General features: G+C 69.8%; 29 protein-coding genes. 3 read left to right on the plus strand and 26 right to left on the minus strand.

The features are described from left to right. Window positions 1-34 precede the first annotated feature (34 nt). The 12 genes from metK to pyrR all read right to left on the minus strand — a co-directional run bounded on the left by metK (window position 35) and on the right by pyrR (window position 12582). Window positions 35-1237, minus strand: coding sequence for a methionine adenosyltransferase (metK, locus tag H5J31_RS12585; RefSeq protein ID WP_181772746.1), 1203 nt, complete (start codon window positions 1235-1237; stop codon window positions 35-37). A 96-nt stretch (window positions 1238-1333) separates the two neighbouring features. Next, on the minus strand, window positions 1334-2554 hold the full coding sequence (gene coaBC, locus H5J31_RS12590; protein ID WP_181772700.1) for a bifunctional phosphopantothenoylcysteine decarboxylase/phosphopantothenate--cysteine ligase CoaBC: 1221 nt from the start codon (window positions 2552-2554) through the stop codon (window positions 1334-1336). A gap of 59 nt (window positions 2555-2613) precedes the next feature. Next, window positions 2614-2883 (minus strand): DNA-directed RNA polymerase subunit omega, encoded by a 270-nt coding sequence (rpoZ, locus tag H5J31_RS12595; RefSeq protein WP_005152353.1) that lies wholly within the window; start codon window positions 2881-2883, stop codon window positions 2614-2616. Between the two features lie 23 nt (window positions 2884-2906). Continuing rightward, window positions 2907-3536: a guanylate kinase gene (gene gmk, locus H5J31_RS12600; RefSeq protein WP_181772701.1), complete on the minus strand. Its 630-nt coding sequence runs from the start codon at window positions 3534-3536 to the stop codon at window positions 2907-2909. Then, window positions 3533-3850 (minus strand): integration host factor, actinobacterial type, encoded by a 318-nt coding sequence (gene mihF / locus H5J31_RS12605; protein WP_003096398.1) that lies wholly within the window; start codon window positions 3848-3850, stop codon window positions 3533-3535. Before mihF ends, gmk begins: the two co-directional genes overlap by 4 nt. Before the next feature lie 107 nt (window positions 3851-3957). Then, window positions 3958-4797, minus strand: coding sequence for an orotidine-5'-phosphate decarboxylase (pyrF, locus tag H5J31_RS12610; protein WP_181772702.1), 840 nt, complete (start codon window positions 4795-4797; stop codon window positions 3958-3960). Next, the gene (gene carB, locus H5J31_RS12615; protein WP_181772703.1) at window positions 4794-8108 is read right to left on the minus strand and encodes a carbamoyl-phosphate synthase large subunit; all 3315 of its coding nucleotides are present in this window, start codon (window positions 8106-8108) and stop codon (window positions 4794-4796) included. The genes pyrF and carB overlap by 4 nt, the downstream gene beginning before the upstream one ends. Then, window positions 8108-9241: a glutamine-hydrolyzing carbamoyl-phosphate synthase small subunit gene (gene carA / locus H5J31_RS12620; protein ID WP_181772704.1), complete on the minus strand. Its 1134-nt coding sequence runs from the start codon at window positions 9239-9241 to the stop codon at window positions 8108-8110. The genes carB and carA overlap by 1 nt, the downstream gene beginning before the upstream one ends. Then, a complete protein-coding gene (locus H5J31_RS12625) occupies window positions 9241-9762 on the minus strand; it encodes a PH-like domain-containing protein (RefSeq protein ID WP_181772705.1) in 522 nt (173 codons plus the stop codon). The genes carA and H5J31_RS12625 overlap by 1 nt, the downstream gene beginning before the upstream one ends. Beyond that, window positions 9759-11060: a dihydroorotase gene (locus tag H5J31_RS12630; RefSeq protein ID WP_181772706.1), complete on the minus strand. Its 1302-nt coding sequence runs from the start codon at window positions 11058-11060 to the stop codon at window positions 9759-9761. Before H5J31_RS12630 ends, H5J31_RS12625 begins: the two co-directional genes overlap by 4 nt. Continuing rightward, window positions 11057-11989: an aspartate carbamoyltransferase catalytic subunit gene (locus H5J31_RS12635; RefSeq protein WP_181772707.1), complete on the minus strand. Its 933-nt coding sequence runs from the start codon at window positions 11987-11989 to the stop codon at window positions 11057-11059. The genes H5J31_RS12630 and H5J31_RS12635 overlap by 4 nt, the downstream gene beginning before the upstream one ends. After that, window positions 11986-12582, minus strand: coding sequence for a bifunctional pyr operon transcriptional regulator/uracil phosphoribosyltransferase PyrR (gene pyrR, locus H5J31_RS12640; RefSeq protein WP_034311664.1), 597 nt, complete (start codon window positions 12580-12582; stop codon window positions 11986-11988). The genes H5J31_RS12635 and pyrR overlap by 4 nt, the downstream gene beginning before the upstream one ends. Before the next feature lie 259 nt (window positions 12583-12841). Here pyrR and bldD point away from each other — a divergent pair, with 259 nt between their 5' ends. Next, the gene (bldD, locus tag H5J31_RS12645) at window positions 12842-13330 is read left to right on the plus strand and encodes a transcriptional regulator BldD (RefSeq protein ID WP_003096372.1); all 489 of its coding nucleotides are present in this window, start codon (window positions 12842-12844) and stop codon (window positions 13328-13330) included. Between the two features lie 109 nt (window positions 13331-13439). Here bldD and nusB read toward each other — a convergent pair whose 3' ends face one another. The 3 genes from nusB to H5J31_RS12660 are packed head-to-tail and all read right to left on the minus strand — an operon-like array spanning window position 13440 to window position 15597. Next, entirely contained in the window at window positions 13440-13904 is a 465-nt protein-coding gene (nusB, locus tag H5J31_RS12650; RefSeq protein ID WP_181772708.1) for a transcription antitermination factor NusB, read from the minus strand. Further along, on the minus strand, window positions 13904-14467 hold the full coding sequence (gene efp / locus H5J31_RS12655) for an elongation factor P (protein ID WP_181772709.1): 564 nt from the start codon (window positions 14465-14467) through the stop codon (window positions 13904-13906). Before efp ends, nusB begins: the two co-directional genes overlap by 1 nt. Window positions 14468-14505: 38 nt before the next feature. Then, on the minus strand, window positions 14506-15597 hold the full coding sequence (locus H5J31_RS12660; protein ID WP_181772710.1) for a M24 family metallopeptidase: 1092 nt from the start codon (window positions 15595-15597) through the stop codon (window positions 14506-14508). 357 nt (window positions 15598-15954) lie between these two features. On the opposite strand from H5J31_RS12660, the gene H5J31_RS12665 reads away from it, so the two are divergent. Then, a complete protein-coding gene (locus H5J31_RS12665; RefSeq protein WP_236004997.1) occupies window positions 15955-16383 on the plus strand; it encodes a B-4DMT family transporter in 429 nt (142 codons plus the stop codon). Here the strand turns inward: H5J31_RS12665 and H5J31_RS12670 are convergent. The 11 genes from H5J31_RS12670 to H5J31_RS12720 all read right to left on the minus strand — a co-directional run bounded on the left by H5J31_RS12670 (window position 16338) and on the right by H5J31_RS12720 (window position 24888). Continuing rightward, window positions 16338-17822, minus strand: coding sequence for a glycoside hydrolase family protein (locus H5J31_RS12670; protein ID WP_181772747.1), 1485 nt, complete (start codon window positions 17820-17822; stop codon window positions 16338-16340). The genes H5J31_RS12665 and H5J31_RS12670 overlap by 46 nt on opposite strands. 60 nt (window positions 17823-17882) lie before the next feature. Continuing rightward, window positions 17883-18809, minus strand: a complete 927-nt coding sequence (locus H5J31_RS12675; RefSeq protein WP_181772712.1) for a GNAT family N-acetyltransferase — start codon at window positions 18807-18809, stop codon at window positions 17883-17885. Then, entirely contained in the window at window positions 18806-19237 is a 432-nt protein-coding gene (gene aroQ / locus H5J31_RS12680) for a type II 3-dehydroquinate dehydratase (RefSeq protein ID WP_181772713.1), read from the minus strand. Before aroQ ends, H5J31_RS12675 begins: the two co-directional genes overlap by 4 nt. Next, the gene (gene aroB, locus H5J31_RS12685; RefSeq protein ID WP_181772714.1) at window positions 19234-20343 is read right to left on the minus strand and encodes a 3-dehydroquinate synthase; all 1110 of its coding nucleotides are present in this window, start codon (window positions 20341-20343) and stop codon (window positions 19234-19236) included. The genes aroQ and aroB overlap by 4 nt, the downstream gene beginning before the upstream one ends. Window positions 20344-20351: 8 nt before the next feature. Next, on the minus strand, window positions 20352-20783 hold the full coding sequence (locus H5J31_RS12690; protein WP_181772715.1) for a hypothetical protein: 432 nt from the start codon (window positions 20781-20783) through the stop codon (window positions 20352-20354). Then, entirely contained in the window at window positions 20780-21304 is a 525-nt protein-coding gene (locus H5J31_RS12695) for a shikimate kinase (protein ID WP_181772716.1), read from the minus strand. Before H5J31_RS12695 ends, H5J31_RS12690 begins: the two co-directional genes overlap by 4 nt. Beyond that, a complete protein-coding gene (aroC, locus tag H5J31_RS12700) occupies window positions 21301-22488 on the minus strand; it encodes a chorismate synthase (protein WP_181772717.1) in 1188 nt (395 codons plus the stop codon). The genes H5J31_RS12695 and aroC overlap by 4 nt, the downstream gene beginning before the upstream one ends. 47 nt (window positions 22489-22535) lie before the next feature. After that, window positions 22536-23147: a prepilin peptidase gene (locus tag H5J31_RS12705; protein ID WP_181772718.1), complete on the minus strand. Its 612-nt coding sequence runs from the start codon at window positions 23145-23147 to the stop codon at window positions 22536-22538. A 237-nt stretch (window positions 23148-23384) separates the two neighbouring features. After that, complete coding sequence (locus H5J31_RS12710; protein ID WP_181772719.1) at window positions 23385-24014, minus strand: anti-sigma factor family protein; 630 nt, start codon at window positions 24012-24014, stop codon at window positions 23385-23387. Next, window positions 24011-24523 carry a sigma-70 family RNA polymerase sigma factor gene (locus tag H5J31_RS12715; RefSeq protein ID WP_181772720.1) on the minus strand — a complete coding sequence of 171 codons (513 nt, stop codon included), beginning with the start codon at window positions 24521-24523 and terminating at the stop codon, window positions 24011-24013. The genes H5J31_RS12710 and H5J31_RS12715 overlap by 4 nt, the downstream gene beginning before the upstream one ends. Then, window positions 24520-24888, minus strand: coding sequence for a hypothetical protein (locus H5J31_RS12720; protein ID WP_181772721.1), 369 nt, complete (start codon window positions 24886-24888; stop codon window positions 24520-24522). The genes H5J31_RS12715 and H5J31_RS12720 overlap by 4 nt, the downstream gene beginning before the upstream one ends. Before the next feature lie 131 nt (window positions 24889-25019). Here H5J31_RS12720 and H5J31_RS12725 point away from each other — a divergent pair, with 131 nt between their 5' ends. After that, entirely contained in the window at window positions 25020-25460 is a 441-nt protein-coding gene (locus H5J31_RS12725; protein WP_181772722.1) for a QcrA and Rieske domain-containing protein, read from the plus strand. The last annotated feature ends 30 nt before the right edge of the window (window positions 25461-25490 follow it).

Below are 25490 nucleotides of genomic sequence, written 5' to 3' on the forward strand. Positions count from 1 at the left end.
AACGGGCCGTTCATAGCACTACCGGACGCCGGAATCAGGCGCCGGCGGCCGACTTCAGGTCCGCGGCCCGCGCCGTGCTCTCCCACGGGAGACCCAGCTCGGGACGGCCGAAGTGGCCGTACGCGGCTGTCGGAGCGTAGATCGGGCGAAGCAGGTCGAGGTCGCGGATGATCGCGGCCGGACGAAGGTCGAAGACCTCCGTGATGGCGGCCTGGATCTTCGACGGGTCGACCGTCTCGGTGCCGAAGGTCTCGACGAAGAGGCCCACCGGGGCCGCCTTGCCGATCGCGTAGGCCACCTGGACCTCGGCGCGCGTGGCGAGACCGGCGGCGATCACGTTCTTCGCCACCCAGCGCATCGCGTACGCGGCGGAGCGGTCCACCTTCGACGGGTCCTTGCCGGAGAACGCGCCGCCACCGTGGCGGGCCATACCGCCGTAGGTGTCGACGATGATCTTGCGGCCGGTCAGGCCCGCGTCACCCATCGGGCCGCCGATGACGAAGCGGCCGGTCGGGTTGACCAGCAGCCGCACGTTGGAGGTGTCGAGCCCGAGCTCGGCGATCTCCGGGGCGACCACGTGCTCGCGGACGTCGACGCCGAGCATCTGCTCGAGGTCGATGCCGTCCGCGTGCTGGGTGGACACGACCACCGTGTCGAGGCGCACCGGCTGGTCACCGGCGTACTCGATGGTGACCTGGGTCTTGCCGTCCGGGCGCAGGTACGGCAGCACGCCGTCCTTGCGGACCCGGGTCAGCCGCTGCGAGAGCCGGTGGGCCAGCGCGATCGGCAGCGGCATCAGCTCGGGGGTGTCCGAGCAGGCGTAGCCGAACATGAGGCCCTGGTCGCCGGCACCCTGGCGGTTGATCTCGTCCTCGTCGGATTCGACGCGGGACTCGTACGCGGTGTCGACACCCTGTGCGATGTCGGGCGACTGGGACCCGATGGCGACGTTGACGCCACAGGAGTTGCCGTCGAAACCCTTGGCCGAAGAGTCGTAGCCGATCTTCAGGATCACGTCGCGGACGATGGTCGGGATGTCCGCGTAGGCCTCGGTGGTCACCTCGCCGGCGACATGCACCTGCCCGGTCGTGATGAGGGTTTCGACCGCCACCCGGCTCCGCGGGTCCTTGGCCAGCAGGCCGTCCAGGATGGAGTCGCTGATGGCGTCGCAAATCTTGTCGGGATGACCCTCAGTCACCGATTCCGATGTGAACAGTCTGCTCGTGGACGCGGTCACGGTGGCCGTCACTTCCTCACCTAGACGTCTGATGCCCAGAAAGTTAGGCACCCCTTAGCTTGTACTCAAGCGTACTTACTATCGTTCGAGGCTCGGTCAACGCTTCATCAAGGTCACAACAGCGTCCCACAATGTGGACGCCAGTTCCGCCTTGGCGCCGAGTGGGATGGGGATCTCCGTCCCGTCGGCCCCGAGCAGCCAGCCGGAGTTGTCCTCGGTACCGAACGCCTTGCCCTCGCCGACGGCGTTCACCACCAGCAGATCGGCACCCTTGCGCTTCAATTTCACCCTGGCGTGGTCGAGCACGCCACCTTTGTCGTCCCCGGTTTCGGCGGCGAAACCGACGACGAGCCGGCCTTCTGTCCGGTTCTGGACGAGTTCGGCGAGGATGTCCGCGTTACGGGCGAGCTCGACGACCGGATCCGGAGCGTCGTCGGACTTCTTGATCTTGACCTCGGCCCGGTTGGACGGCCGGAAGTCGGCGACGGCGGCGGCCATCACGACGACGTCGGCGGAGGCGGCCTCGGCGTGCATCGCCTGGCGCATCTCCTCGGCGGTGGACACGTGGACGACCTTCGCGCCCGCGGGCTCCGGAAGCGCGATGGTGTGCGCGGCGACCAGGGTGACTTCGGCGCCGCGCTGGGCGGCGACGCGGGCCAGCGCGTAGCCCTGCTTGCCCGACGACCGGTTGCCGAGGTAGCGGACCGGGTCCAGCGGCTCACGGGTGCCGCCCGCCGAAATCACCACGCGCACGCCTTCGAGGTCGCGTGGGAGGGCGTTCGGCACGGCGAGCAGGAGCCGGGCGAGGTCGACGATCTCGGCCGGGTCGGCGAGCCGCCCCTTGCCGGTGTCGGTGCCGGTGAGCCTGCCGGCGGCGGGTTCGGCGACGACCAGACCGCGCGAACGCAGCAGCGCCACGTTGTCGCGGGTGGCCGGGTGCTCCCACATCTCGGTGTGCATCGCCGGGAAGAAGGCGATCGGGCACCGGGCGGTGAGCAGGGTGTTCGTCAGCAGATCGTCCGCGATGCCGTGCGCGGCCTTGGCGAGCAGATTCGCCGTGGCGGGCACGACGATCACCAAGTCGGCTTCCTTGCCGACGCGGACGTGCTGGACTTCGGGCACCTCGGTGAACACACCGGTGTGCACCGGGTGGCCGGACAGTGCCTCGAAGGTGGCCGCGCCGACGAAGTTCAGCGCGGCTTCGGTGGGGACCACGCGGACGTCGTGACCGGATTCGGTCAGTCCGCGCAGGACCTCACAGGCCTTGTAGGCGGCGATCCCGCCGCCCACGCCCAGAACGATCTTGGGTTTACTCAACGGTGCTCTCGGCGGTCTCGCGCCGGGTCACCTCGACGGCCGCCGTGGCCATTGAGTACCTACTCACCCTCGGTGTGCTCGAGCAGGCCACCGTGGATCTCGCGCAGGGCGATGGACAGCGGCTTCTCGCGCGGGCCCGGCTCGACCAGCGGGCCGACGTACTCCAGCAGGCCCTCGCCCAGCTGGGCGTAGTAGTCGTTGATCTGGCGAGCGCGCTTGGCCGAGTAGATCACCAGCGCGTACTTCGAGCTGACCTTCTCGAGGAGGTCGTCGATGGGCGGGTTGGTGATGCCTTCGAGCTCTTCGTGCAGCGTGGCCTGAGTCGTCACTCGTGGTGCTCCGAATCTTCGGTCTAGTGGTCGCCGGTTATCAAGTTTAGCAACTGCTCGGCGGCCTCTCGCACGTCGGCGTTGACGACGCGCTCGTCGAACTCCCCGGCGGCGGCGAGTTCGCGCTCCGCCTCGGCCAGCCTGGCCTTCACCGCGGTCTCGTTCTCGGTGCCGCGGCCGGTCAGCCTGCCGACCAGTTCGTCCCACGACGGCGGCATCAGCATCACCAGCCGGGCTTCCGGCATCGCCTTGCGGACCTGCCGCGCGCCCTGGAGTTCGATCTCCAGTACGGCGTTGCGTCCGGCGGCGAGTGCCCGCTCCACGGGCTCGCGCGGGGTGCCGTAGCAGTTGCCGGCGAACTCGGCGTGTTCGAGCAGCCTGCCGTCGGCGACCATGCGGTCGAACTCGGCGCGGTCGATGAAGTGGTAGTGCTCGCCGTCGACCTCACCCGGCCTCGGCTTCCTGGTGGTCACCGAGACGCTGAAATAGATCTCCGGATCCAGCTTGCGCAGCTCCCCCGCCACGCTCGACTTCCCGACTCCCGAAGGCCCTGATACGACCGTGAGCCGGTGCCGGGAGTTGAGTCCCGCCACCGGCTCACCGTCGCGGTCAGCGCCCGGGGTCACCGGGTGGTCCTGACCGATGCCGCTCACTCGCCGCTGAATTCGGCCAGCAGCGCCTTGCGCTGCCGGTCGCCGAGGCCGCGAAGACGACGGCTGGGTGCGATCTCCAGTCGTTCCATGGTCTGCTGGGCACGGACCTTGCCGACGCCCGGAAGAGCCTCGAGCAGAGCCGAGACCTTCATCTTGCCGAGGACTTCGTTCTCCTCGGCCTGCTTCAACACGTCGACCAGAGTGGTACCGCCCCGCTTCAGCCGCTCCTTCAGCTCAGCACGGATGCGGCGGGCGGCGGCGGCCTTCTCCAGCGCCGCAGCGCGCTGTTCCTCTGTCAGCTGGGGAAGTGCCACGTTTTCCTCCGGTAGTTCTCAAATCTGGGTGGGTGTGGCGACGGTACCCACCCGTTACCTCGGGCCACAATGCGGGGGTGGCTGGTCATGACCGATTCCCGGGCCTGCTATTGGCCGTTTTCCAGGGAACCGAGGGAATCCCGTGTCCTCCGAACGGCCGTACGCAACGCCTCGTGGTCCGGTCCGTGTTTGAGCACATCGCGGGAGGACGCGGGGAGCACGCCCGGCAGTCGCGGGCCGAAAAGGCCGCGAAGATCGGCCACAGTGGCTCCCTGGGCCCCGAAACCGGGTGCCAGGACGGGACCGTTCAGGGCGCCCAGATCGAGTTCCCCCGGTGCGATGGTGGCGCCGACGACGACGCCGATGTCACCCAAAGGCCCGACACCCGCGTTGTACGCCGCCGCCGTGTCGACGATGTCCTGCGCGACGGTCTTTCCGTTGGGCAGCAAGGCGTTCTGCAGTCCCTGCGCCTCCGGGTTGGAGGTGCGCGCGAGCACGAACAGCCCCTTCCCTTGCGCCTGCGCAACGTCGATCGCCGGGGCTAGCGAGCCGAACCCGAGATACGGCGACACCGTGATGGCGTCGGCTTCGAGTTCCGCGCCCGCGGGCAGGAAAGCCGCCGTGTACGCCGCCATCGTGGAACCGATGTCGCCGCGTTTGACGTCCAGCAGGACGAGCGCGCCCGCTTCCCGGCACACCTTCATCGTCTTGGCCAGAACGGCGACCCCAGGAGGCCCGTAGGCCTCGAAAAAGGCCGATTGGGGCTTGATCACCGCGACCTCGGGGGCGATCGCCTCAGCGGCGGTCAGGGCGAACTTCTCCAGCCCGCCCGCGTCCGCCGGAAGACCCCACGCCTGGAGCAACCCGGGATGGGGGTCGATGCCGGCGCAGAGCGGTCCCTTCTCCGCGACCGCCCGCGCCAGCCTCGCCCCGAACCGCTCGGTCATGCCTTGGCCTTCAGCGCCGCCTGGAGACTCTGCAGCGAACGCACGCCGATGTCGCCCTTGATGACTGCCTCTATCCCGTGCACGGCCGCCGCCGCGCCCTGGACCGTGGTGATGCAGGGGATGTCCCGCGACACCGCGGCGGTGCGGATTTCGTAGCCGTCGATGCGCGGACCGCTGTTCCCGTACGGCGTGTTGATCACCATCTGCACGCCGCCGCCGAGGATGACGTCCACGACGTTGGGCTCTTCCGCGGTCGAACCCTCGTAGTGCTTGCGCACGACGGTGCAGGGAATCCCGTTGCGCCGCAACACTTCCGCCGTTCCGGAGGTGGCGAGGATCTCGAAGCCGAGGTCCGCCAGCCGCTTCACCGGGAACACCAGGGAACGCTTGTCGCGGTTGGCGACCGAGACGAACACCTTGCCCGACGTCGGCAGCGAGCCGTAGGCCCCGGCCTGCGACTTGGCGAACGCCTTCCCGAAGGAGACGTCGACGCCCATGACCTCGCCGGTGGACTTCATCTCCGGGCCGAGCAGCGAGTCGACGCCGTGTCCCTCGGGGGTGCGGAAGCGGTGGAACGGCAGGACCGCCTCCTTGACCGCGACCGGGGAGTCGGCGGGCATGTGGCCCCCGTCACCCTCGGCCGGGAGGACGCCGGACGCGCGCAGATCCTTGATCGACGAGCCGGTCATGATCAGCGCCGCGGCCTTCGCCAGCGGTACCGCGGTCGCCTTCGAGACGAACGGGACGGTCCGCGAGGCACGCGGGTTGGCCTCCAGGACGTAGAGGACGTCGTCCTTGAGCGCGTACTGGACGTTCAGCAGCCCGCGGACGCCGACGCCGCGCGCGATGGCCTCGGTCGAGCGCCGCACCGTCTCGATGTCGGTCCGGCCCAGCGTGATCGGCGGCAGCGCGCAGGAGGAGTCGCCGGAGTGGATCCCGGCCTCCTCGATGTGCTCCATGACGCCGCCGAGGAAGAGGTCGTCGCCGTCGAACAGCGCGTCGACGTCGATCTCGATGGCGTCGTCGAGGAACCGGTCCACCAGCACCGGGTGTTCGGGGGTGACCTCGGTGGCGCGGTGGATGTAGCCGGCGAGGGACTCCTCGTCGTAGACGATCTCCATACCGCGTCCGCCGAGCACGTACGACGGCCGCACCAGGACCGGGTAGCCGATCTTGTCCGCGATCCGCTTCGCGCCGTCGAACGAGGTCGCCGTGCCGTACTTCGGCGCGGGCAGCCCGGCGTCGGTGAGGACCTCGCCGAACGCGCCGCGGTCCTCGGCGAGGTGGATCGCGTCCGGGGAGGTGCCGATCACCGGGACGCCGGCGTCGGCGAGGCGCTTCGCCAGCGAGAGCGGGGTCTGGCCGCCCAGCTGCACGATGACGCCGGCGACGGTGCCGGACTCCTGCTCGGCGTTGACCACTTCCAGGACGTCCTCGAACGAGAGCGGCTCGAAGTAGAGCCTGTCCGAGGTGTCGTAGTCGGTGGAGACGGTCTCGGGGTTGCAGTTGACCATGACCGCTTCGAAACCGGCCTCGCGCAACGCGATGGCGGCGTGCACGCACGAGTAGTCGAACTCGATGCCCTGCCCGATGCGGTTCGGCCCGGAACCGAGGATCAGCACCTTCGGCTTCTCGGTCTGCGCGGTGATCTCCGACTGCGCCGCGGGGTCGGTCTCGTAGGCCGAGTAGTGGTACGGCGTCTTGGCCGCGAACTCGGCCGCGCAGGTGTCGACGGTCTTGAACACCGGGCGCACGCCGAGACGGCGGCGCAGCGCGCGGACGCCGTCCTCCCCCGCCAGTTCCGGCCGCAGGGCGGCGATCTGGCGGTCGGAGAGGCCGGTGCGCTTGGCGCGCCGCAGCAGCGGCTCGTCGAGCACCTGCGCGTCGCGCACCTCGGAACCGACCTCGCCGATGAGGGCGATCTGGTCGATGAACCACGGGTCGATACCCGACGCCTGGTGGATCTGCTCCACGGTGCCGCCGAACCGCAGTGCCCGCTCGACCTCGTAGATCCGCCCGTCGTGCGGCGTACGCAGAGCGTCCAAAATGGACTCCAGCGTCGCGCCTTCGGGATCGGGGCGGGTCCAGAACCCGGTGGCCTTGGTGTCGATGGAGCGCAGCGCCTTGCCGAGTGCCTCGGGGAAGCTGCGGCCGAACGACATCGCCTCGCCGACGCTCTTCATCGTCGTGGTCAGCGTGGGGTCCGCGCCGGGGAACTTCTCGAAGGCGAACCGCGGCACCTTCACCACGACGTAGTCCAGCGTCGGCTCGAAGGCCGCCGGGGTCTCGCCGGTGATGTCGTTGCGGATCTCGTCGAGTGTGTAGCCGATGGCGAGCTTCGCGGCGATCTTGGCGATCGGGAAGCCGGTCGCCTTCGACGCCAGCGCGCTCGACCGGGAGACCCGCGGGTTCATCTCGATGACGACCATGCGGCCGTCTTCCGGGTTGATCGCGAACTGGATGTTGCAGCCGCCGGTGTCGACGCCGACCTCGCGCAGCACCGCGATGCCGACGTCGCGCATGTGCTGGTACTCGCGGTCGGTCAGGGTCATCGCGGGCGCGACGGTGACCGAGTCGCCGGTGTGCACGCCCATCGCGTCGATGTTCTCGATCGAGCAGACGACCACCACGTTGTCGTGCCGGTCGCGCATGAGCTCGAGTTCGAACTCCTTCCAGCCGAGGACGCTCTCCTCGATGAGCACCTCGGTGACCGGCGACTCGTCGAGACCGGTGGTGGCGAGCCGCTCCAGTTCCTCGTCGGTGTGCGCCATCCCCGAGCCGAGCCCGCCCATGGTGAACGACGGCCGGATGACCACCGGGAGGCCGACCTCGGCGACGGTCGCGCGGACCTCGTCCATGTCGTGGCAGACGCGCGAACGCGGCACCTCGGCGCCGATCGTGCGGACGATGTCCTTGAACTTCTGCCGGTCCTCGCCGCGCTGGATGGCGTCGACGTCGGCGCCGATCAGCTCGACGCCGTACTTCTCCAGGACGCCGCGGTCGTGGAGGGCGACGGCGCAGTTCAGCGCCGTCTGCCCGCCGAGGGTCGCGAGGATCGCGTCGGGGCGCTCCTCGGCGATGACCTTCTCGACGTATTCCGGGGTGACCGGCTCGATGTAGGTGGCGTCGGCGAACTCGGGGTCGGTCATGATGGTCGCCGGGTTCGAGTTCACCAGCGAGACGCGCAGGCCCTCTTCGCGGAGCACCCGGCAGGCCTGGGTACCGGAGTAGTCGAACTCCGCCGCCTGCCCGATCACGATCGGCCCGGAGCCGATGACCAGCACGTGCTGGATGTCTGTCCTCTTCGGCATTACTTGGCCTTCTCCATCAAAGCGACGAACTCATCGAACAGGGGGGCCGCGTCGTGCGGACCGGCGGCGGCCTCGGGGTGGTACTGCACCGAGAACGCGGGGACGTCGAACGCCCGGACACCTTCGACGGTGTCGTCGTTCGGGCAGTAGTGCGAGATCTGCGCGGCGCCGAACGGCGTCTCGAAGCGCTGACCCGGCTCGCCTTCGAGGGCGAAACCGTGGTTCTGCGCCGTGATCGCGACCCGTTTGGTCGCCACGTCGATCACCGGGATGTTGATCCCGCGGTGGCCGTAGCGCATCTTGTAGGTGCCCAGTCCCAGCGCGCGGCCGAGGATCTGGTTGCCGAAGCAGATGCCGAACAGCGGGATTTCCCGCTGCAGCACCGACTTCGTCAGTTCGGTGGCGTGCGCGGTGGTCGCCGGGTCGCCCGGGCCGTTGGACAGGAACACGCCGTCCGCCTCGACCGCGAGCAGTTCGTCCACAGTGGACGACGAGGGCAGGACGTGCACCTCGATGCCGCGTGCGGCCATCAGGCGCGGGGTGTTGGACTTGATGCCCAGGTCCAGCGCGGCGACGCGGAACTTCCGCTCCCCCTGCGCCTCGACGACGTACTTCTGCTTGGTGCTGACCTCGCCGGCGAGGTCAGCACCCTTCATCTGCGGGCTGGCCTGGACCTGCGCGAGCATCTCCTCGTCGGTGCCGAGTGCCTCACCCGAGAAGACGCCGGACCGCATGGCGCCCTGCTCGCGCAGGTGCCGGGTCAGCGTGCGGGTGTCCACTTCGGAGATCCCGACGACGCCCTGGCGCTCCAGTTCCTCGTCCAGCGTGCGCTTCGAGCGCCAGTTGGACGGCGTGCGCGCGGGGTCGCGGACGACGTAGCCCGAGACCCAGATGCGCGAGGACTCGTCGTCCTCGTCGTTCCAGCCGGTGTTGCCGATCTGCGGCGCGGTCTGGACCACGATCTGCCGGTGGTAGGAGGGGTCGGTCAGCGTCTCCTGGTAGCCGGTCATACCGGTGCAGAACACCGCCTCGCCCAGACTCCGGCCACGGGCGCCGTATGCGGAGCCGCGGAACACGCGGCCGTCTTCGAGGACCAGCGCGGCCGGGGTCCTGGTGCCGTTCGCGGTGCTCATCAGGCACCTCCCTTGATGTCGTTCTTGATGTCGTTGCGAGTGTCCTGCAAAGCTTCGATCCACTGTGGATAGTCGTCGACGTCGTCGCCGCGGAATCCGGTGTCCAGTTCGACGTCACCGGCGAGCCAGGTGATGACGAGCAGCGCGTCGATGCCCATCACCTTCCCGGCCATGCCCTTGTCCTTGCGGACGCCGGTGACCGAGGCGCGCGGGATCCAGAAGTCCGGGGCGCCGCCGCGTTCGATGGCGACACCGTCTTCGTGCAGCCGCCAGACCGCGCCGGTGCGAAGACCGGCGCCGCGGGTGACCACGCGCTCCTGCCAGTGCCCCGCCGTCGTCGTGCTGATGTAGACGCCGGTCGATTCGAGCAGCGCGTCACCGGGCTCGGCGGGGATCTCGGCGAACGGCGGCACCTGGACGCTCTGCGCCCGGGACTTCCGTCGCCAGCCGCGCCACATCAGCAGGACGCAGACGAGGAAGAAGGCGAAGACCGCCAGGGTCAGCAGAATCCGGTCGCTCATGGCGTGATCTTCCCTTCCCGCGCGGTGATCCGCCCGCGCAGCAACGTCGCCGTCACCACGCCGGGGAGCCGCATTCCTTCGTACGGGGTGTTCGCCGCGATGCTCGCGAACTCGACGCCTCGTACGGTCCATTCGGTGTCCGGGTCCACCAGCGTCAGGTTCGCCGGTTCGCCGACCTCGATCGGGCGGCCGTGATCGGTCAGGTTGCCGATCTCGGCGGGCCGCTCGCTCATCACGCGCGCGACACCCCGCCAGTCCAGCAGGCCGGTGCGGACCATGGTCTCGACCACGATCGACAGCGCGGTCTGGAGACCGAGCATGCCGGGGCGGGCCGAGTTCCACTCGCAGTCCTTGTCCTGGACCGCGTGCGGCGCGTGGTCGGTGGCGACGCAGTCGATGACACCCTCGGCCAGCGCGGCGCGCAGCTTCTCGGCGTCGGATCCGGTGCGCAGCGGCGGGTTGACCTTGTTGACCGGGTCGTAGGTCGCCAGGCGGTCGTCGGTCAGCAGCAGGTGGTGCGGCGTGACCTCGGCCGAGACCTTGGTACCGCGCTCCTTGGCCCACTTCAGGATGTCGGCCGTGCCCGAGGTCGAGACGTGGCAGACGTGCAGCCGCGCGTTCGCGTGCCGGGCGAGCAGGCAGTCGCGGGCGACGATCGACTCCTCCGCCGAGGCGGGCCAGCCGGTGTAGCCCAGGCGCGCGGAGTTCTCACCTTCGTGCGCCTGCGCGCCGACGGTCAGCCGCGGCTCTTCGGCGTGCTGCGCGATGACGACACCCAGCGCCGTCGAGTACTCCAGCGCGCGGCGCATCAGCAGCGGGTCCGCGACGCAGAGGCCGTCGTCGGAGAAGACCTTCACCTGCGCTTCGGACTTCGCCATGGTGCCCAGTTCGGCGAGCTTCTCGCCCTTGAGACCCACGGTGACCGCGCCGACCGGGTGCACGTCGACCAGTCCGGCCTCCTGGCCGCGCCGCCACACGTGATCGACGATCACCGCGTTGTCGGCCACCGGATCGGTGTTGGCCATGGCGAACACGGCGGTGTAGCCGCCGAGCGCGGCCGCGGCCGAACCGGTGGCGATGGTCTCGGTGTCCTCGCGGCCGGGTTCACGCAGGTGGGTGTGCAGGTCGACGAAACCGGGGAGCAGCACCTGGCCGCCCGCCTCGATCACTTCGGCGTCTTCGGGGACGTCGATCGCAGCGGTGGCACTCATGCCGGTGATGACCCCGTCCTCGACGAGCACGTCGACCGGGTCGCCCTCGCCGTAGGGTCGGGCGCCCTTGATCAGGACGGTGGTCATGCAGCGGCTCCTTCACTGGCCAGCAGGTGATAGAGGACCGCCATGCGCACGTGGACGCCGTTGCGGACCTGTTCGGTGATGGCCGAGGCCGGGGAGTCGGCGACCGCCGAGGCGATCTCCATCCCGCGCAGCATCGGGCCGGGGTGCAGGACGACGGCGTGCTCGGGCAGCAGCTTCATCCGCCGCTCGTTGAGGCCGTAGGCGATCGAGTACTCGCGCGCACTCGGGAAAAAGCCCCCGTGCATCCGCTCCGCCTGGACCCGCAGCATCATGACCGCGTCGAGTGCGGGCAGTTCGGCGTCGAGTTCGTGCGACACCGTGACCGGCAGGCTCTCCACCCCGGCGGGCAGCAGGGTCGGCGGCGCGACGAGCACCACTTCGGCGCCCAGCGAGGACAGCAGGTGGATGTTCGACCGCGCGACCCGGCTGTGCAGGACGTCGCCGACGATGGCGATCCGGCGTCCCTCCAGCGAACCGAGCCGCTCCCGCAGCGTCGCCGCGTCGAGCAGCGCCTGGGTCGGGTGCTCGTGGGTGCCGTCGCCGGCGTTGACGACCGCCGTCCCGGCCTCGGCGAGCCAGCCCGAAAGCCGCTGCGCCGCCCCGGAGGCGGGGTGCCGGATGATCACGCAGTCGGCGCCGGCCGCGGCCAGCGTCAGCGCGGTGTCCCGCAGCGATTCGCCCTTGTTGACCGAGGAGCTGGAGGCGGAGACGTTGATCACGTCGGCGCTCATCCACTTCCCCGCGATCTCGAACGAGACGCGGGTGCGGGTCGAGTTCTCGTAGAACAGCGTGATGACGGTGCGGCCCCGCAAAGTCGGGAGCTTGCGGACCTCGCGGCCCAGCAGGGTGTGCTTGAGCTCTTCGGCGGTGTCCAGCACGGCTGTCGCGAGCGCCGGGTCGAGCCCGTCGGTGGCGAGCAGGTGCTTCACGATCGGTCTCCTTCTGGTTGCGCCCGCAGCAGAACCGAATCCCGGCCGTCCACTTCGGACAGCAGGACCTCGATCCCCTCGGCACGCGAGGTGGGCACGTTCTTGCCCACGTAGTCGGCGCGGATCGGCAGTTCGCGGTGGCCGCGGTCGACCAGCACGGCCAGCTGGACCGCACGCGGGCGGCCGTGGTCGCGCAGGGCGTCGAGGGCGGCGCGGATGGTGCGGCCGGAGAACAGCACGTCGTCGACCAGGATCACCACCGCGTCGTCGATACCGGTCGGCGGCAGCTGCGAATGTTCGAGCGCGCGAGGCGGGCGGCGGCGGAGATCATCACGGTAGAGCGTGATGTCCAGCGCACCGGTCGGCGGACGGATGCCGGAGAATTCGGCGATCTTGTCCGCGAGCCGCAGGGCGAGCGGGGTACCCCGAGTGGGGATGCCAAGCAACACGGGCGGAGTCGAGCCACCGGCACCGAGAGCGGTCTTCTCGATGACCTGGTGGGCCATTCGGGCGATCGTGCGCGCGACATCCCCGGACGAGAGCAGCTCGCGCTCTCCCGCCGGTTCCGCCGCGCCACGGGGACGTGACGACAAGGCGGACCTCCTTCCCCGCCTCTCTGGACGGGTCCTTAAAGGACGTCGACTTCCTGCGTGGCGAGGAAATCGGATCGACACTAGCAGGAGCGGGACCTCAGTCTTATGGGTGGCGCGCCCCAGGTGACGAACGCCTCTCGAAAGCACCCGCTTGACCTGGTGACAACTATGCGTAACCATTACTCTGAGTATTCGACTCTAGAGTCCCCTGGACCGGTCCCCTCGACCGGTTGGGGGTGAGGAAACGGAGAACCACCAGATGGGCGATTACGCCAAGGCGCTCGGGGCCAAGCTCCGCGGGATCCGCCAGCAGCAGGGCCTGTCCCTGCATGGGGTCGAGCAGAAGTCCGGAGGCCGGTGGAAGGCCGTCGTCGTCGGTTCGTACGAGCGCGGCGACCGCGCCGTCACCGTGCAGAAGCTCGCCGAGCTGGCCGATTTCTACGGCGTGCCGGTGGTCGAGTTGCTGCCGGAGGGCCGGGTGCCCTCAGGCGCCGAGCCCGCCACGAAGATCGTCATCAACCTGGAGCGGCTCCAGCAGCTCCCGGCGGAGAAGGTCGGGCCGCTCGCCCGCTATGCCGCCACCATCCAGAGCCAGCGCGGCGACTACAACGGCAAGGTGCTCTCCATCCGCACCGAGGACCTGCGTTCGCTGGCGATCATCTACGACATGACCCCGGGTGAGCTCACCGAGCAGCTGATCGACTGGGGTGTGCTGCCGCCCGAGGCTCGACCGTCCAAAGAGGACTAGAGATGGCGACGTTTTCGGTCCGGGGGGACCGGAAACGCCAACCGGCACCACCGAGCACGAGAACGGGCCGTGCCCTCGGAAGAGGACACGGCCCGTCGCAGTACGTCTTCTAGAGAACGGCCCGGAGCCTGTCGGCGATGGTGCCGATCCGGCCGAGCACGCCGTTCACGAACCGCGGCGAGTCGTCGGTCGACAGCTCCTTCGCCAGCCCGACGGCCTCGTCGATGGCGACCGGGTCCGGCACGTCCTCGGCCCACAGCAGTTCGTAGACGCCGACCCGCAGCACCGCGAGATCCACCGGCGGCATCCGGTCCAGCGTCCAGCCCTGGGCGTGCTCCGAGAGCAGCTCGTCGATCTGCGTCCGGCGCCCGGTGACCCCTTCGACCAGCGAGATCGTGTAGTCCCCGATCGGGTCGACCTCGACCGAACCGACGCGGTCGGCCAGCAGCGTCACCGCGTCGGCGCCGCGCTGGGCCGCCTCGTACATCATCTCGACGGCACGCTTGCGCGCCTGGCGACGGCTGATCGGCCCGCCGCGGTTCGGCGACTTGCCGGATTTACCTGAGTCGGCCATCAGTTGGAGACGCGGCCCAGGTAGCGGCCGTCACGGGTGTCGACCTTGATCTTCTCGCCGGTGGTGAGGAACAGCGGCACCTGGATCTCGGCGCCGGTCTCCAGGGTGGCCGGCTTGGTGCCACCGGTGGACCGGTCGCCCTGCAGACCCGGGTCGGTGTGCTGGACGATCAGCTCGACCGAGGTCGGCAGCTCGATGTACAGCGGGACGCCCTCGTGCACCGCGACCTGGACCTCGAAGTTCTCGAGCAGGTAGTTCGCGTTGTCGGAGACGGTTTCCGCCAGGACGGTGATCTGGTCGTAGGTCTCCGAGTCCATGAACACGAAGTCCGCGCCGTCCTTGTACAGGTAGGTCATGTTGCGGCGGTCGACGGTGGCCGTATCGACCTTCGTGCCCGCGTTGAAGGTCTTGTCGACGACCTTCCCGGTCAGCACGTGCTTGAGCGTGGTGCGGACGAACGCGCCGCCCTTGCCCGGCTTGACGTGCTGGAACGCGGTGACGGTCCACAGCTGGCCGTCGAGGTTGAGGACGAGCCCGTTCTTCAGGTCGTTGGTGGTGGCCACGAGTGTGCAGTCTCCTGTGTCGATCTTCCGGGCCGCCGTCAGACGACCACGAGTTCCTTGGTGCTCAGCGTGAGGAGTTCGGGCGTACCTTCCCGCACGACCAGCGTGTCCTCGATGCGCACGCCACCGCGGCCGGGCAGATACACACCAGGCTCGACGGTGACCGCCATACCGGCGGACAGTGTACCGACGCCCGTGGTAGCGAGGCTGGGCGCCTCGTGCACCTGCAGTCCAACGCCGTGGCCGAGGCCGTGGCCGAACTCTTCGCCGCGCCCCGCGTCGACGATCACCCCGCGCGCCGCCTTGTCCACTTCGGACACTTCCGCACCCGGGAGGACGGCGTCGCAGCCGGCCTCCTGCGCGCGCCGGACCAGCTCGTAGACCTCCTCCTGCCAGGCCGCGACCTTGCCGAGGACGAAGGTGCGGGTCATGTCGGAGTGGTAGCCGTCGACGGTGGCGCCGAAGTCGATCTTGACGAAGTCGCCGGTCGCGAGCACGGCCGAGGTCGGCCGGTGGTGCGGGATCGCGGAGTTGACGCCCGCCGCGACGATCGTGTCGAACGACGGCCCGGTCGACCCGTGCCCGAGCATGCGGTTCTCGAGGTCGCGGGCGACGTCCAGCTCGGTCCGTCCCGGCCGCAGCCCACCGGACGACAGCAGGTCCTCCAGCGCCCTGTCCGCGGCCGCGCAGGCCTGACGCAGTGCCTCGATCTCCTGCTCGTCCTTGACCAGCCTCAACTGCTCCACGAGGCCGGGCGTACGGACCAGCTGGACACGGTCGAACCGCACCTTCAGGTCCTCGTGCTGCTCGACGCTGACGTGCTGGCTCTCGAAGCCGGTCTTGCCGAAGTCTTTTTCGGCCGCCAGGTCGGCGAGTTTGGCCGCGCTCGCGCGGTCCAGCACCCGTTCGAGGTCGGGCACCTCGGTCGCCGACTGGACCGTGTAGCGGCCGTCGGTACAGAAGATCGTCTTGTCGTCGCCGCCCCCGTGGACGAGGAGAGCGGCGTTGGACCCGGTGAAGCCGGTCAGGTACCTGATGTTGAGCAGGTCCGTGACCAGCAGCGCGTCCACCCCGGAATCGGCCAGCAGGGAACGCAGCGCCGCGCGGCGGCGAGAGAAGTATTCACGCACGGGGTTGATTATGTCGCGCGCTGACGGTGAAGTCTCCTCGTCGCGCTGACGCGCTTTAGAGGAGACCGTCCGCCGGTCCCTTTCCTCGGTCCCGTCGTGCCCGGTGGTCCGTGAAGGCCTCCTTGAGGGACTCTGGGTCCCTCAAGGAGGCCTTCACGGACCGCGTTGGCACCACAGCAGTCACAGCAGCCCCACAAGTCACAGCGTCGTCGCGTGAAGGCCTCCTTGCCTACCCGCAAGGTAGTGAAGGAGGCCTTCACGGACTTGGCGGGAAGGACGCTGGCCGACCCGGCGTGAGAGTCGCTACTGGCGAGTTAAACTCCCCCCATGGCACCGTGGCTGACTCGTGGACTCGTGATGGCGCTGCTGCACGGCGTGGCCGTCACCGTGCTCGCCAAGTACGAGGTCTTCAACCCCACCGACAAGACCCTCGTCACCTCCCTCGCGCTCGCGATCCTGGTGGGCGCGGCGGCGGGCTGGGGCGCGGTGGACGCCTGGCAGGACAAACCCGAACGCGGCCGGAACTGGTTCATCGCGGCGCTGATCGCCGGCCCGGTCTCGGGCGTGCTGTACGTGATCGGCCGTGCGGTGTTCGTCGACCAGACCGGCGCCTCCGAACTCGCGGGCGCGCTCACCGGCGGCGCCGCGTTCTCCGCCCTGCTGGTGCTCATCCCGGCCGGGCTCGGCCTGTTCGTCGGCGGCCGCATCACCAGAACCGAGGACGACGACGAAGAGGAACCTCAGCCCGCGAGCGAGAAGCCGGCCGGGAAGCCGTCCCAGGCCTGATCGCTGATCTCTTCGACGGTCGAATCGTTCAGCGCGGCCGTCCCGGCGTCGGGGACGGCGAACAGCTTGCCGTCGAGCACCACGCCGACCCCGCGTCCGGGTGCGCGCACCATCTTCGCGCCGGCGCTCAGACGCGCGGCCTGCGGGAGCTTCTCGATGACCTTGAGCGGCCGGTCCAGTATCTCGCCCGCGAGCGCCGCCGCCACCGAGCGCCGGTCCACCCGCACCAGTTTGCCCTCGGCCACCAGGTCGATCGTCCGCTGCGGCGACGGCATCGCGACGCCTTCGAACGCGGTCCGCGTCCGGGCGTCGCCGTCGCAGGCCCGCGAGCCGCGGACGTCCAGCCCGAAATGTTTGAGGTCGGTCGGCGCCCCCGCGCCGCCGACGATCGTGGCGCGGACGACGTCGAACGGGACCCGGTCGCAGACGTCCCCGGAGGAGAGCGGCGCGTGCCCGTCGGGCCGCCGGACCAGGCCGGGGCCTTCCTTCCAGGCGCCCGGGATGATCAGCGACCGATACGGCTGCGCGGTGAAGTCCTTGGTCCAGAAGGTGAGCGTGGTGCCCGTATCGGTCTCGTGCGCGATCACGAAGGCGTCGAGCGCGCCGACCCACATCAGATCGGTGCTGAACCCGTCGACCAGCGAGCGCGTGCGCGGCGAGATCGTGCTGGGCTTGGCCACGAAGCCCTGCTCCCCCAGCGTTTCCACGCCCTGGGTGAAGGCCGCGTCCTTGGCGCGGAGCAGGAACTGCCCGGCGCCGTTCCAGCCGGCCGCCTTCGCCGTGGTGTCGGTGAAGATCAGGTAGAACCAGCCGTCGAGGTACACCGCCGAGGGCTGGCCCGCGCCGTAGACGTTGGCGCGGTGGACGTCGTGGGCGGGCCCGACGATCGGCTGCCCGCCGTTGGCTCGCGTCCATTCGAGGCCGTCGGGGCTGGTGGCGAGCCCGATCGAGTTGCCGAGCGCGTGGTCACCCGCCGCGCCCGTGTAATACATGTAGTAGGTCGCGCCGACCTTGATCACCGACGGGTCGCAGGTGTGCATCCCGTCGAAACCGCCGGGCGCGCCGGAGAACACCGCAGCCGGGCCGCCACCGGACGGGCCGGTGAAGGGACCGTCGAGCGAGGGCGACTGCGCGTAGAGGATGTCGTCGCCGGCGGGCGGCGCGCTGCCGTATTGGCTGCACCACCACATCCGGAGCCTGCCGCCGTCCCGCATCACCGTCGGGCCGTAGTTGTAGACCGAGTCCTGGTCCCCCGCGCCGATCACGCCGCCGCTCTGCCGGGGATCGCTCGACGCGAGTTCGACGTCCATCGGCCGCGGCGCCTCTTTCGGCGCCTGCTGGGCTCCGCCTATCCCGCCGCCCTTGCCGTCGGCCTGGGGCTGGGCGAGGCCGTCGCTGCAGGCCGCCAGGACCGCGCCGACCGCGAGGACGGCCACCACGACACGGGCGGGTCGCCGACCCCCACGAAAAAGGCGCATGATGGCCGAGTGTAGCGAGACTTAACCCGGCTGGGTGACGTCACTCCCCGGTAGGGCGACCAATTCCACTTCGAAGCCATCGGCGTTTTCGAGGTAGGCGGCGTAGTGGTGATCACCGCCCGCATACGGATACTTGTCCGCGAACATCGGCGACCAGCCATGTTCGACGGCTTTCGAAGCCAATTCGTTCACCCGATCGCGGGTATCGACGTGCAGAGCGAGATGGTTCAAGCCCGGCGCGGTCCGCTCGTGCTCTTCCTTGCTGAGCGCGGGGGAACGTTCGACGACGAGGTACGTCGCGCCCAGTTTCCAGCTGACCCCGGCGGGCCAGCGCTGGAATTCCCGCCAGCCGAGTTCGCCGAGCAGCCAGCCCCAGCTCTCCTCGGCACGCGAGAGATCCGGCACCCACAGTTCGATGTGGTGCGCCAGACCGTGCTTCGACGGCAGCGCGACGAGTACGCGATGCGGTCCGCTGCCGTAATGCTCGCCGCTGCCGACGTCGAGAAAACCCAAGCGCCGCACCAGGTTCAAACTGGCCACATTGGACTCACCGACCAGCGCCCACACCGAGGAGAGCCCCAGCCCGGCGAGCCCGTGCTCCAGCAGCGCGCTCGCGGCCTCGGTCGCCAATCCTTGTCCGCCGTGCTCGCGCGCGAGGTAATAGCCGATCTCCGGCACGTCGCCGGGCAACTCTTCCGACGGCCGCAGATGCGCGAGACCGATGACGTCGCCGTCGCGCTCGATCACCCAGTGCCCCATACCGGCGGGCCCACGGTAGGACAGGCGGCGGCCGACCATCTCGCGGACGCGGTCCGGCTCGGTGAGCGGAACCGCGAAATGCGAACTCATCGCCGGGTCGGAGAACAGTTCGACGATCGCTTCGGTGTCGGCCTCGGTGAGCGCGCGCAGCCTCAGCCGGGCGGTCTTGATCTCGGGCGGGTTGTTCATGCCGCGTTCGCGGCCATCCAGCGCAGGGCGAGCGGGTACCCGTCGACCCCGAGCCCGGCGACGACCGCGGTGGCGATGTCCGACAGCACGCTGTGGTGCCGGAACTGCTCCCGTTTGTGCACGTTGGAGATGTGCAGTTCGATCAGCGGCGCCTTGAGCTGCGCGGCGGCGTCGCGGACCGCGATCGAGTAGTGCGTCCAGGCGCCCGCGTTGAGCACCACCGGCCAGCCCGCGTCGGCGGCCTCGTGCAGCCAGCCGACCATCTCGCCCTCGTGGTCGGTCTGGCGGACCTCGACGTCGATCCCGAGTTCCTTACCGGTGTCGACGCAGGCCGAGACCAGGTCGGCGTGCGTGGTCGAACCGTAGATCCCCGGCTCCCGCAGGCCGAGCCTGCCGAGGTTGGGGCCGTTGAGGACGAGCACCTTCACAGCAGCACGCTCCCGCCGGGCTTGGGGGCGTCGCCGGCCACCACCGAGTACGCCGCCGCGAGCAGCGACGGGTCGGGCCCCTCCAACCTGCCGGGTTTGGCGAGCCCGTCGAGGACGACGAACCGCAGCACGCCCGAGCGGGTCTTCTTGTCGCCCTTCATCGTCTCCAGCAGGTGCGGGAGCGCGTCCGGGTCGTAGGTGGTCGGCAGGCCCAGCCGCTTGAGGACGGCGACGTGACGCTCGGCGGTGGCGTCGTCGAGACGGCCAGCCAGGCGCGCGAGCTCGGCGGCGAACACCAGCCCGACGCTGACCGCGGCACCATGGCGCCACCGGTACTTTTCGCGGCGTTCGATGGCGTGGCCGAGGGTGTGGCCGTAGTTGAGGATCTCGCGCAGGTTCGACTCGCGCAGATCCGCGGCGACGACGTCGGCCTTCACCTGGATCGAGCGGCGGACCAGCTCGCCGAGGATCTCTCCACCTGTGTCCAGCGCGGCGGCGGAATCCCCCTCGATGAGTTCGAGGATGCGCGGGTCGGCGATGAACCCGGTCTTGACGACCTCCGCCATCCCGGCGACGAGTTCGTTGGGCGGCAACGTTTCCAGCGTCGCGAGGTCGACCAGGACCGCGCTCGGCTCGTGGAACACGCCGACCAGGTTCTTGCCCGCTTCGGTGTTGATTCCGGTCTTCCCGCCGACCGAGGCGTCGACCATGCCCAGCAGCGTGGTCGGCACGTTGACCAGCCGGACGCCGCGCATCCAGGTCGCGGCGACGAACCCGGCCAGGTCGGTCACGGCGCCGCCGCCGAGGCCTACGACCACACCTTGGCGGTCGAGACCGATCCGGCCGAGGACCTCCCAGCAGAAGCTGGCGACGGTGAGCGCCTTGCCGTCCTCGGCGTCCGGGATCTCGACCCGGTGCGCGTCGATGCCGGCCTCGGCCAGCTCGTCGCGGATGGCCTCGGCGGTGGTCGTCAGCGTCGGCGGGTGGATCAGCGCGACCTTCGAGGCGTCGGCGAGCTGCTCGGTGAGCTCTCCGAGGAGCCCCCGTCCGATGACGACGTCGTACGGCTTGGCGGTGTTGACGGTGATGCGAACCGGCTCGGTCATCGTGTCCCTCACTTCGGCGGAAGCCGCTTGGCCCTGGCGACCTCGCAGGAGATCTTGCCCTTGACCGGGGTGTCCCCCGGGATCTCTTCGGTCACCTTCTGGCCCGGCGTCATCCGGTTCTTGGCGAACAGCGCTTCACCGGAGGCCTTGCCCGTGGCGTCCTTGATCGCGATGGTGACGGCGTAGCGCGCGTCCTCGCTCGTGCTGTTCGTGACCTCGATGGTGACCTTCGGGGTGTAGCTGTTGCTGTCGCATTTCATGACCTGGACGTCGGCGGCGGCATCCATGTCGGGCGCGGCCGAGGCCGAAGCGGCGGGCGAGCCGGTCGACGCGGCGCTGGTCTGGATCACGTCCGAGCCCGCGGGCAGCTTCTCTTCGCTGCAGGCGGTCAGGGTCAGAGTCGTGACGGCGAGGAGAACGCCGGCGATGCTGCGCTTCATGCTCGTTCCTTGCTGATCTCGGTCAGTCCGATGACGACGGCCTCGACGACCTCGTCGGGCGTCAGCCGGTCGGTTTCGATCTCGATCATGGCCACCTCGCGGTACACCGGCAGCCGTGCGTCGAGGAGTGCCTTGTAGGTGGCGCGGGGGTTGACCCCGGCCAGCAGCGGGCGGGCGGTGGACAGCCCGGCGCGCTGGACCCCGGCGGCCATCCCGACGTTGAGGAAGACCACCGTGTGCCCGGCCAGCCGCTCCCGGGTACCCGGGGTGATCGGCGCTCCGCCGCCCAGGGAGAGGACGCCGTCGTGTTCGGCCAGCGCCTTCTCGACCATCTCCTCTTCCAGCGCGCGGAAGGCGGGTTCGCCCTCCTCCGCGAAGATGTCGGTGATGGGCTTGCCCGCTCGGGCGACGATGTCCTCGTCGCTGTCGCGGAAGGCGAGGCCGAGCCGGGCGGCGAGCGCCGGGCCGACCGTGCTCTTACCCGAGCCCGGCGGCCCGATGATCACCGCGCGAGGACTCACCAGCGCTCCTCGAGCGCCTTCAGGTAGGCCTCGGCGTTGCGCTTGCCCTCGATCAGCGAGTCGCCGCCGAACTTTTCCAGCGCGGCGTCGGCGAGGACCAGCGCGACCACCGACTCCAGCACGACACCGGCACGGGGTACCGCGCAGACGTCGGAACGCTGGTGGATGGCCACCGCCGGCTCGCCGGTGGTGACATCCACAGTGGACAGTGCTTTGGGGACGGTCGAAATCGGCTTCATGGCGACGCGCACCCGCAGCGGCTCGCCGTTGGTGATGCCGCCTTCGAGGCCGCCGGCGCGGTTGGACCGGCGGGTCACCCCGACCGGGCCGGTGCCGCGGTCGATCTCGTCGTGGGCCTGGCTGCCCCAGCGCGTGGCCGTGGTGAAGCCGTCGCCGACCTCCACGCCCTTCATCGCCTGGACGCCCATGAGCGCACCGGCGAGGCGGGCGTCGAGCCTGCGGTCCCAGTGCACGTGCGAGCCGAGGCCCGGCGGGAGCCCGTAGGCGATCACCTCGATGACACCGCCGACGGTGTCACCCGCCTTCCGCACGGCGTCGACCTCGGCGACCATCGCGTCGGTCCCCTCCTGGCCGAAGGCGCGGACCGGGCTCTCGTCGATGGCGGGCAGGTCCGACGCCACGGGCAGCGGGCCCTCCGGCGCCGAAGCACCGCCGATGGACACGACGTGGCTGAGGATCTCGACCCCGAGCAGCTGCTTGAGGTACGCGCGGGCGACCGTGCCGAGCGCCGTCCGGGACGCGGTCTCGCGGGCGCTCGCGCGCTCCAGGACCGGCCGGGCCTCCGGGAAGCCGTACTTCTGCATGCCGGGCAGGTCCGCGTGGCCGGGCCGGGGACGCGTCAGCGGCTCGTTGCGCGCCAGGCCTTCCAGCTCCTCGGCGGGCACGGGATCGGCCGACATGACCTTCTCCCACTTGGGCCACTCGGCGTTCTCGATCTGGACCGCGACGGGGCCACCCTGCGTGAGCCCGTGCCGGACACCGCCGGTGAACTCGATGTGGTCGGTCTCGAAGCCCATCCGGGGGCTGCGGCCGAAGCCGAGCCTCCGGCGCGCGAGCTGCTCGCCCACTTCGGCGGTCGTGACCTCGACCCCGGCGGGCATCCCTTCCAGGATGGCGGCGAGGGCGGGTCCGTGCGATTCCCCTGCGGTTATCCAGCGCAACACCTGACAGATCCTGTCACAACCCCCCTTCCGTCCCGGGACAGGCCGGGCTATCCCGGACCAGGTCCGGGGAAGACGGCGAGCACCCACGCCGCGACCAGGAGACCGGGTCCGTGCGGCACCGTGGGATGCCGGGGCCCGCCCACCGCGAGCGCCACACTCAGCAGCGCGGCGGCGACGGCGCCGAGCACCACCGACGGCCAGCCCATCGCGGCGAGGACCGCGCCGAGACTCCCGGCGAGCTTCACGTCGCCGGCGCCGAGCGAACGCGGCGACAACGCGTGGACGAGCGCGTGCGCGCCGCCGAACACGACGGCGCCCAGCAGGGCCCGCCAGGCGATGTCGGCCCCTCCCCCGTACGCGGCGATCACCAGCGCCGCGGCGAGGACCGGATACGCGGGCAAGGTCAGGATGTCGGGCAGGCGGCGGTACTTGAGGTCCGCCAGCGCGAGCGGGACCGCGAAGACCGTCAGCAGGGCCGGGACCGCGAGCCACCACGTCGGCCAGGCCCCCGCTTCGTGGCGAAGGCAGACCGCGACCATGAGCGCGGCCGTGAGTGCCGTCGCCCACGCCGTCACCGGCGCCCCCGCCCGGCGCAGGCAGGAGCGGGTGGCGAGCGCCGATCCGGCGCCCGCCACCGCGAAGGCGATCGATGTGAACACAAGATCAAGAGTGACCCTGTCGCACTCCGTGAGGCAAGGATTTCTTTTCGTGACAGGGACTTTCACGCACTTACGGCTGGTCGGGCAGGGTGGGACCGTGGTCCGTGAAGGCCTCCTTGAGGGACTCTGGGTCCCTCAAGGAGGCCTTCACGGACTCGGAACACTTCCCCGAAACTTTTTCGCACCGGCGCCAATCCACCTCGTTCCCGGCGCCGAAGCCCTGTCATGACACCGGGATCAGGGGTTCATCCGCAGCAGCGGGAGACCCGAGGGCGTGCGGATCTCCAGCGCCTTGATGTCGCCGGTGCGCATCGCGGTGCCGACCACGATGTGCGCGGTGTCCTTGGGCATCGCGCGCCAGGACGCGAGTTCGCTGGTGCCGCCGTCGGCGTCGACGGCGACCAGGATGTAGTCGCCGGTCCGGTTGCCGCCGTAGCTGCAGGTCATATCGACCTTGGTGCCGGAATCGGTGGCGGACATGGCGACCTCGGCGGTCACCGGGTAGTCGCCGAGCAGCGTCATCGGGTTGCCGCCCGCCGCGATCGGCCCGGTCAGGACGACCGCGAGCGAGACGCTGGCCGCGACGGCCACCCCGGCAGCGGTGGTGGTGATCGCCCGTTGGATCCGCCTTCCCCGGCGGACCCGTTTGAGCACGGTCGGCAGCAGTTCCGGCGAAGGCGCCGGTTCCTCCTCCAGCAGCGCGGGGGCGCCCGCCTGCGCGAGCAGACCGGGGATGCCGGCCAGATCGCGGACGGAAGCCGCGCACTGGTCGCACCCGCGAAGGTGTTTCTCGTAGGCGAACCGGTCTTCCGGGGACAACGCCCCGAGCACGTAGGCCGCGTCGTAGGTGGCGAAGGGGTCGGTCATTGAGTCACCCCTCTTTCCTCCAATACCAGCCGCAACGCCCGCAACGCGTAATGCGTCCGCGACTTGATCGTCCCTTCGGCCACACCCAGCCGCTTCGCAGCGTCGGCGACGGAGTAACCCTGGAAATAACACAGGACGAGGACGTCCCGATGCCTCGGCGAAAGCTCACCGAGGGCTTCGGCGACGAGCCAGCCCTGAACCGCGCGTTCGGTGCCGTCCGTGACCGCCGTTTCGGGCGGCTGGCCGGTCACCACCTCCGGATGCGCCTCGGCGGCGCGCCAGTCGTCGATGGCGATCCGTCTCGCCACGGTGAACAGCCAGCCCCGCGCCGAACCCTCGGTCTGGTCGAGCACCTTGGCGTTGCGCCAGGCCCGCAGCAGCGTCTCCTGGACGACGTCCTCGGCCCGGACCCGGTCTCCGCTGGTCAGGTGCAGTGCGTAGGACCAGAGCGCCGCGGCGTGCTCATCGTGCAAAGCCCGCATCAGCCGGTCCTCCGCGAACTCCTTCACCGATCCGTGCCTTCGCGGTTGAAGAGCAGCGGGATGCCGAAGACCACACAAGCCGCTTCGGTGATCAGCCCCCACGTTTCGGCCTGGGTCGTGAACTGCTCCGTGACGCCGAAGAAGCCTGTCGTCAGCGAGAGCACGTACGCGGCCAGCGTGGCCACGCCGAAGCCGATCGCCGCCAGGACGGGCAGCCAGTGGTGCCAGACCAGGACGGCGATCGCGATGACCACACCCGCCACCACGTTCACCAGGAAGAGTGGACCGACCACTTCCGTTTCCGACGCCCAGTCCTGCCATACGACGTAATGCACCCACGCCGAGCCGAGCAGGCCCGCCGCCACCACCGCCCGCAACAACCACCGGATCATGTCCGTATCTCTTTCCGCGTGTTCGGTTCCCCTATGCCTTTGAACACGGAAAAGAGGGCCGCTCGGTTCAATTCGACACCCGATGGTCGGCGAAATTGAACCGGATGGGGGCGTGGACCGTGTGTATGGGCATGACTGCCGAACTGCATTCCCGCCGCACCGTCCTGACCACCGGGGCCGCCGTCGCCGGCGCGGCCGTCGGTGCCGTGGCCCTCTCGGCCTGCGGAAGCGACACCCCGTCCACCGGCTCGGCCGCCGCTCCCCCGGCCGCGGCGCCGGGCGAGACCCTCACGGCGCTGTCCGACATCGAGGTCGGTAAGGCGAAGGCCGCCAAGACCGCCGACGGCAAGGACGTCATCGTCACCAGGACCGCCGACGGCACCGCGGCCGCGTTCAGCGCGATCTGCACGCACCAGGGCTGCGCCGTCGTCCCGGACGGCGCCGAGCTCAAATGTCCTTGCCACAACTCGATCTTCGACGCGGCGACCGGCGCGGTCAAAAAGGGGCCGGCGGATCAGCCGCTGCCGTCGATCGCGGTCAAGGTCACCAACGGCCAGGTCGTCACCGCCTGAGCAACGTCATGAAGGGTCCCGATCGGACAG

Source organism: Amycolatopsis pittospori (assembly GCF_013870525.1).
Lineage (GTDB): Bacteria > Actinomycetota > Actinomycetes > Mycobacteriales > Pseudonocardiaceae > Amycolatopsis > Amycolatopsis pittospori.

Excerpts from the sequence above, each read along its gene's own strand:
- H5J31_RS12710 (WP_181772719.1), bottom strand. The coding sequence starts at position 24,014 with ATGACCGACCCCTTCGCCACCTACGACGCGGCCTACGTGCTCGGGGCG.
- H5J31_RS12665 (WP_236004997.1), top strand. The coding sequence starts at position 15,955 with ATGGCGCTGCTGCACGGCGTGGCCGTCACCGTGCTCGCCAAGTACGAG.
- H5J31_RS12690 (WP_181772715.1), bottom strand. The coding sequence starts at position 20,783 with ATGAAGCGCAGCATCGCCGGCGTTCTCCTCGCCGTCACGACTCTGACC.
- pyrF (WP_181772702.1), bottom strand. The coding sequence starts at position 4,797 with ATGACCGAGCGGTTCGGGGCGAGGCTGGCGCGGGCGGTCGCGGAGAAG.
- H5J31_RS12625 (WP_181772705.1), bottom strand. The coding sequence starts at position 9,762 with ATGAGCGACCGGATTCTGCTGACCCTGGCGGTCTTCGCCTTCTTCCTC.
- bldD (WP_003096372.1), top strand. The coding sequence starts at position 12,842 with ATGGGCGATTACGCCAAGGCGCTCGGGGCCAAGCTCCGCGGGATCCGC.
- aroB (WP_181772714.1), bottom strand. The coding sequence starts at position 20,343 with ATGACCGAGCCGGTTCGCATCACCGTCAACACCGCCAAGCCGTACGAC.
- nusB (WP_181772708.1), bottom strand. The coding sequence starts at position 13,904 with ATGGCCGACTCAGGTAAATCCGGCAAGTCGCCGAACCGCGGCGGGCCG.
- H5J31_RS12720 (WP_181772721.1), bottom strand. The coding sequence starts at position 24,888 with ATGATCCGGTGGTTGTTGCGGGCGGTGGTGGCGGCGGGCCTGCTCGGC.
- H5J31_RS12675 (WP_181772712.1), bottom strand. The coding sequence starts at position 18,809 with ATGAACAACCCGCCCGAGATCAAGACCGCCCGGCTGAGGCTGCGCGCG.
- H5J31_RS12630 (WP_181772706.1), bottom strand. The coding sequence starts at position 11,060 with ATGACCACCGTCCTGATCAAGGGCGCCCGACCCTACGGCGAGGGCGAC.
- carA (WP_181772704.1), bottom strand. The coding sequence starts at position 9,241 with ATGAGCACCGCGAACGGCACCAGGACCCCGGCCGCGCTGGTCCTCGAA.
- H5J31_RS12725 (WP_181772722.1), top strand. The coding sequence starts at position 25,020 with ATGACTGCCGAACTGCATTCCCGCCGCACCGTCCTGACCACCGGGGCC.
- carB (WP_181772703.1), bottom strand. The coding sequence starts at position 8,108 with ATGCCGAAGAGGACAGACATCCAGCACGTGCTGGTCATCGGCTCCGGG.